The organism is Pelagibacterium sp., assembly GCF_048264985.1.
GTDB lineage: Bacteria > Pseudomonadota > Alphaproteobacteria > Rhizobiales > Devosiaceae > Pelagibacterium.
In genome coordinates this window covers 1-5,599 of sequence record NZ_JBLXCL010000026.1, presented here as the reverse complement: position 1 = coordinate 5,599, position 5,599 = coordinate 1, and the positions used below count along the sequence as shown (strand labels likewise).

The 5,599-nt window shown below is 60.1% G+C and carries 6 protein-coding genes; 4 read left to right on the top strand and 2 right to left on the bottom strand.

Features of this window, described 5'->3' with window-relative positions; genetic code table 11:
• Nucleotides 1-458: 458 nt before the first annotated feature.
• Complete coding sequence (locus ACN0TA_RS18710; RefSeq protein WP_417585785.1) at nucleotides 459-1,289, top strand: type IV toxin-antitoxin system AbiEi family antitoxin domain-containing protein; 831 nt, start codon at nucleotides 459-461, stop codon at nucleotides 1,287-1,289.
• The gene (locus tag ACN0TA_RS18705) at nucleotides 1,279-2,196 is read left to right on the top strand and encodes a nucleotidyl transferase AbiEii/AbiGii toxin family protein (RefSeq protein WP_417585783.1); all 918 of its coding nucleotides are present in this window, start codon (nucleotides 1,279-1,281) and stop codon (nucleotides 2,194-2,196) included. The genes ACN0TA_RS18710 and ACN0TA_RS18705 overlap by 11 nt, the downstream gene beginning before the upstream one ends.
• A gap of 70 nt (nucleotides 2,197-2,266) precedes the next feature.
• Here the strand turns inward: ACN0TA_RS18705 and scpB are convergent, their stop codons facing one another.
• Nucleotides 2,267-2,863 (bottom strand): SMC-Scp complex subunit ScpB, encoded by a 597-nt coding sequence (gene scpB / locus ACN0TA_RS18700; RefSeq protein ID WP_417585781.1) that lies wholly within the window; start codon nucleotides 2,861-2,863, stop codon nucleotides 2,267-2,269.
• Between the two features lie 2 nt (nucleotides 2,864-2,865).
• Nucleotides 2,866-3,750: a DUF1403 family protein gene (locus tag ACN0TA_RS18695; protein WP_417585779.1), complete on the bottom strand. Its 885-nt coding sequence runs from the start codon at nucleotides 3,748-3,750 to the stop codon at nucleotides 2,866-2,868.
• Between the two features lie 126 nt (nucleotides 3,751-3,876).
• Here ACN0TA_RS18695 and ACN0TA_RS18690 point away from each other — a divergent pair, with 126 nt between their 5' ends.
• On the top strand, nucleotides 3,877-5,016 hold the full coding sequence (locus ACN0TA_RS18690) for a tyrosine-type recombinase/integrase (RefSeq protein WP_417585776.1): 1,140 nt from the start codon (nucleotides 3,877-3,879) through the stop codon (nucleotides 5,014-5,016).
• 411 nt (nucleotides 5,017-5,427) lie between these two features.
• Nucleotides 5,428-5,599, top strand: a 172-nt coding sequence (locus ACN0TA_RS18685) for a recombinase family protein (RefSeq protein WP_417585787.1), incomplete at its 3' end; no start/stop codon positions are given.

Below are 5,599 nucleotides of genomic sequence, written 5' to 3'. Positions count from 1 at the left end.
TCAGCGAGTTTTCGGGCGAGTTTAACGACCTTCGGAATATCTTTCCTGGCTACAGCCCTAACAATCACGCTATTGGTTCCCCGTTAGTATCTTGATTATTCATTAGCAAGACAAGTTCAATGGTGGCCATTGACGTTCATGTTACGACCGGTGACCCGCCCCCCGGCATCCGGGTCACTGCGAGCTGGTACTTTCCACCGTTGAATGAGTGAAACCTGGCTTTGGTTTGGCGCAGCTGCTTCGACATGGGCACAAAGCTTCAACTTTTCGATCCGAATGGCCGAGCGTCTTCTCTGCCAATCTCGGGCATCCACGCCCTGCTTTGCTGGTAAGCTTCAGAACTGACAACCACCAATCTCTTTGAGAGTTTCAGAATTTGTCGACCCTTGGCGGACTATCTCGCAGGTTTTCACAGAAACAAGTGGCGGTCTCTTTAAAAATATACCATTGTGTCGCGCATGAGTGGACAAGAACACGAAAAGCTAAAGAGACTTCTTGAAGCTGTCCCAGCGGGGTTCCTCGTGGACTCCGCCTGGCTTGAGCAGCACGGAATAGGCCGGCGTTCGTCCTACGCCTATGTCCAACGCGGCTGGCTGGAACGCCTTGGCCGCGGCGTCTTTCGCCGCCCCGCACCAAGCAGCGACACCACGAATACGCTCGACTGGAAGACCTGCCTGCTCTCGCTCCAGCACATCATGCACTACCCTGTCCATATCGGCGGGGTGACGGCATTGAGCCTGCAAGGCTATGCGCACTATCTTTCACTCGGCGACAAGAGGACAGTCTGGCTCTACGGCTCAAAAATTCCCAACTGGCTCGAAAAACTGCCGCTCAACACCGAACTCCGCACACGCGGCCTATCGCTGTTCTCCGACCCGGAGTTGGGTGTCGATGGCGCGCGAGATAATCAGGGAGAGACAGCATCGTCCCTGCCGTGGGACTGGAAACTGGTGATCTCCTCACCGGAACGCGCGATCTTTGAGGCGCTGGACGAATTGCCGGATAAGGAGAGCTTTCACAACCTCGACATGGCGTTCGAAAGCCTGACGACGTTGCGCCCGAGAACCCTCTCGGCACTGCTCAGAAGCTGCAAGAAGATTAAGGTCAAACGCCTGTTCTTTGTGTTCGCCGACCGCCACAACCATGCCTGGCGCAAGCGTCTCGATCCGGAAGAGTTCGACCTCGGCAGTGGAGATCGCGCATTGGTCAAAGGCGGCAAGATACATCCGCGCTACAGGATCATGGTGCCCGAAGAGTTTGTAAGAAAGGAACGTGGTCATGGCGCGTGAAGACTATGCCGCCCAAGTGGCCCTGCTCGTGCGGGTACTTCCATATGTCGCGAAGGAGGAGATATTTGCGCTCAAGGGCGGGACAGCCATCAACCTCTTCTATCGCGACCTTCCGCGGCTCTCAGTCGATATCGATCTGACCTATCTGCCTGTCAAGGACCGCGCCGAAAGCCTCGTTGAGATCAACGACGCGATGAACCGGATTGCCGCCGCCATCGAAGGCGGCATCACCGACGCCAAAGCGCAGCGCATTGCCGGCGGTGGCGGTGGTGCCACGCGCGCGCTCGCACGCCTAGGCACAGCCGAAATCAAAATCGAAACCTCCCCGGTTACCCGGGGCGTCGTGCACGACCCGGAACAACGCGAAGTCTCCGAAGCCGTCGAAGAAGAGTTCGGATACGCGACGATGAACATCGTCTCCTTCGAAGATTTGTTCGGCGGCAAGCTACATGCGGCCCTTGATCGCCAGCACCCGCGAGACCTATACGACGTCAAACTGCTCTACGAGAACGAAGGGTTTACCGACGCGTTGTTCCGCACTTTTCTGATCTATGTCGCGAGTTCGCCACGCCCGCCGCACGAATTGCTGAACCCAAACCTGATCGATCTGAATCAGCCCTATGTCCGGGAATTCGAGGGCATGACGAAGGAAGCCGTCGACCTTGCGGAATTGGTCGCAACGCGCGAGCGCCTAATCGCGGACATCCAATCCCGCATGGATGAGGACGAGAAGAGGTTTCTGAGAACCCTGCATGACGGCGATCCGGACTTCGAAGCGATCGACCGCCCTCAAGCGGCCGAGCTTCCAGCGGTCCGATGGAAGCTCATCAACGTGAACAAGTTGAAGGCAAATGACCCCAAGAAGCATGCCGCGCAAGGGGAGGAACTGGAGAAACTCCTCGGCTGAAGATGGAGGCTTCAGTTCAAAGAGCCCAGGATTCAGGCCCGAGGTTCCTCGCCCTCCGCCACCGCCGTTTCTACGAGCTGCCCTCAAGTCCCGCATCTTCCAGAAGCTCCCGTTCCGGCAGGTCAGCGAGTGTCTCCAACCGGAAGGCAACAAGGAACTGCTCGGTGGTGACGAAGGTATAGGGCGCCCCGCGTCGAGGCGACCGTGGCCCGGTCCCAATCAGGTCGCGCGCATGTAGCCGCCCAATCAGGTCACGGCTGATCTCCTTGCCGAAGATATCCTTGAGCCCGTCGCGCGTGATCGGCTGGTGGTAAGCGATGGCCGCCAAAACCGCGACGTCGAATTCGCTCAGATCGAGTAGCTGGTTCCCGATATCCGCCGCCGCGCGGATCGCGGGGGCGTAGGTGGCGCGCGTGCGGAACATCCAGCCGCCAGCGACCTGGGCGATCTCGAAGGCCCGCCCCTCCAGATCGGCGGCAAGGTCGTCTACCAGCAGATCGACTGAAGCCCCCTGCCCCACCACGCGGACCAGGTCCTCGCGCGGCACTGGCGAGGCCGACGCAAAGAGCACCGCCTCGATCCGGCGCATCCATTCCCGCCAGCGCAGCTCAGGCGGCAGGTCAGCCAACTCACGGTCCAGGTCCGGCTCTGAACGATCCTTCGCCATCGCTACACCCCGTAGAGCCGAAACGTGTCTCGCCCTGTCAGCTCGCGCACCGCGCCGAGATAGACCAGCCGGTCGCAGAGCCGCCGCGCGGCGCGATCCGGCAAAGGCAAGGCCGAAGGCGCGACCGCATCGCGGGTCAGGAACATCTCGACCGCGTCGCCCGCCCCCTTGGCGCGAAGCTTCGGCGCGACCGCCTCCAGGTGCGCAGCGCGGCGTGCGAGGTCGGTGGAGAGACGCACGGCCTCGACCGCCGATGAGATCAGCGCCCGATGACCGGCCAGGCGAAGGTCATCGCCCTGTTTGCGCAGGTCCGCCCGTTTCAGGGCTGCGGCCAGCAGCGGCACAACGTGCTCCCAACCGAGGGCTTGGGCCAGAGCCGCATCCGCGACGATCAGTCCTGCTACGTCTGCGCGCGGCGCCTCGCGCAATACCGCCTCCAACACCATCACGGCCCGGGTCACCGGCAACCCTTTCCCCGCATCAAGCCACGCGGCAATCTGGCCCGGCTCGAAGGCCGGCAAAGCCCGACCCAGAGCCTTGATCGACACCGGCCGCTCCACCGCGCGCCGCCAGGCCTGGCAGGTTTCACCTGCCGGCCCAGGCAGATCGCCAGGCCGCAACAGATGCACCGCATCGCGCAACTCCGTTTCCCGCTCCGACCGTCCAGTGAACGCGACGCAAGCCGCGGCCGCACGCAGCGCGAGCCTATCCCGCAACAAGGCTTTAGGCACGTCCTCACGTCCCAACACAAGATGCAGGTGGTTGAGGGCCGCGCCCGACAAAAACGCAACATCTTCAAGGGTTTCAGCATGGGCAGAGGTGACCCAGGCGGGCATCCGGGGTAACGTATCGGGGTCGCTGATGTGATCCGGTCGGGCAAATGTCATGCCCAAAGCCTACACTTGCGCGGCGCTTTATTCCAGAAAATTGCAATCTAACCGCCCTACCCTGCAGCTTTCCACTATGTCCAATAAAATTGCATTATCGGACGTAAAAATGATACACTCAAAAACATGGGTAGTCTCACAAATAGCAGCACCAAATTCGAGGGTTCGGGCGGGTCAGAGTCCGAGATTTCAAGCTCAGCACCCCATACCGCGCCGAACAGTGACGAACACGACGAGAGAGCCTCTCGGGACCGAGCCTCAATCGCTCTGCCCGCTCATGTGGCCGGCTCCGGCGCGCTAGACCGGCTGATCGACACCGCGCGCGATTACGCTGAAGCCTCGACGGCCGAGAACACCAACAAGGCCTACGCGGCCGACTGGAAACACTTCACCCGCTGGTGCCGGCTGAAAGGCACGGATCCCCTGCCCCCCTCGCCCGAGATGGTTGGGCTTTATCTGGCTGATCTGGCTGCACCAGCCGGGAAGGCCCCTGCCCTTTCGATCTCCACGATCGAGCGTCGTCTCTCGGGGCTTGCCTGGAACGTCAGGCAGCGCGGGTTCACTCTTGATCGCAAGAACCGCCACATCGCCACGGTTCTGGCCGGGATCAAACGCAAACACGCTCGTCCGCCGGTTCAGAAGGAAGCGATCCTGCCCGAGGACATCCAGGCCATGGTGGGCACCCTTCCCTATGATCTCCGCGGGCTTCGAGACCGGGCGATCTTACTTCTGGGCTATGCTGGAGGTCTCCGTCGCTCCGAGATCGTGAGCCTTGACGTGCACAAGGATGATACACCGGACTCCGGCGGTTGGATCGAGATTTTCGAAGATGGCGCTCTGCTGACGCTGAACGCCAAGACCGGGTGGCGCGAGGTCGAGGTTGGGCGCGGCTCAAGCGACCATACCTGTCCTGTCCACGCACTTGAGCAATGGCTACACTTTGCGAAGATCGACTTTGGGCCGGTCTTCGTGCGCACCTCGCGGGACGGCAAACGTGCCCTCGAGGCCCGCCTCTCCGACAAGCACGTCGCTCGGCTGATCAAGGCAACCGTTCTGAAGAGTGGCGTCAGATCCGATCTGCCGGAAGCCAAAAGGCTGGCAATGTTCTCTGGCCATTCCTTGCGCGCCGGGCTCGCCTCGTCGGCGGAGGTTGATGAGCGCTATGTTCAAAAGCAACTCGGACATGCGTCGGCCGAGATGACCCGGCGCTACCAGCGCAGGCGCGACAGGTTCAAGGTAAACCTGACCAAAGCCGCAGGGCTGTGAAGCTGGGCGTGTTGGTGAAGCGCTAAGGTGAAATTCCAGCGCTTCAATTTCAGCTTACGGCTACAATTGAAATCGGGAATTAAACGCGACAACCAGAGATCCTCTTCGTGAGCCTCTTCATCCTCCTCGGTTGTGATGAGGGGGTCATCGAAATCATCAGTGAATGCAGACGGTTGAGTCTTCATATGTGCAAAATATTATTTTTTTGCGCATTACCCAAGTAATTTTTTGGCGGATGCCGACGCTTTTTATATAGTATGCGCGCGCGACTGCCGGTGGAACCTCTCAGATCGCGCTCAGCGCAAGGAAACCAAGGGTTTTGGGACAAGCACGACGAGAGAGCACCTACTTGCATTCGTTTAGAAACGGTCGTTTATTAGCGATACATTAAATTGCAAGCGGCCCAGTTTCATGCCCCTGATTGGCTATGCGCGCGTCTCCACCGAGGATCAGACCCCCCTGCCCCAGTCCGAGGCCCTTCAATCTGCGGGTTGCGTAGAGATCTTTGAAGAGCACGCCTCAGGCGGAAATCGGGCGCGGCCCGTGCTTGCACGTGTGCTGGAGCGGATTGGCAAGGGCGACA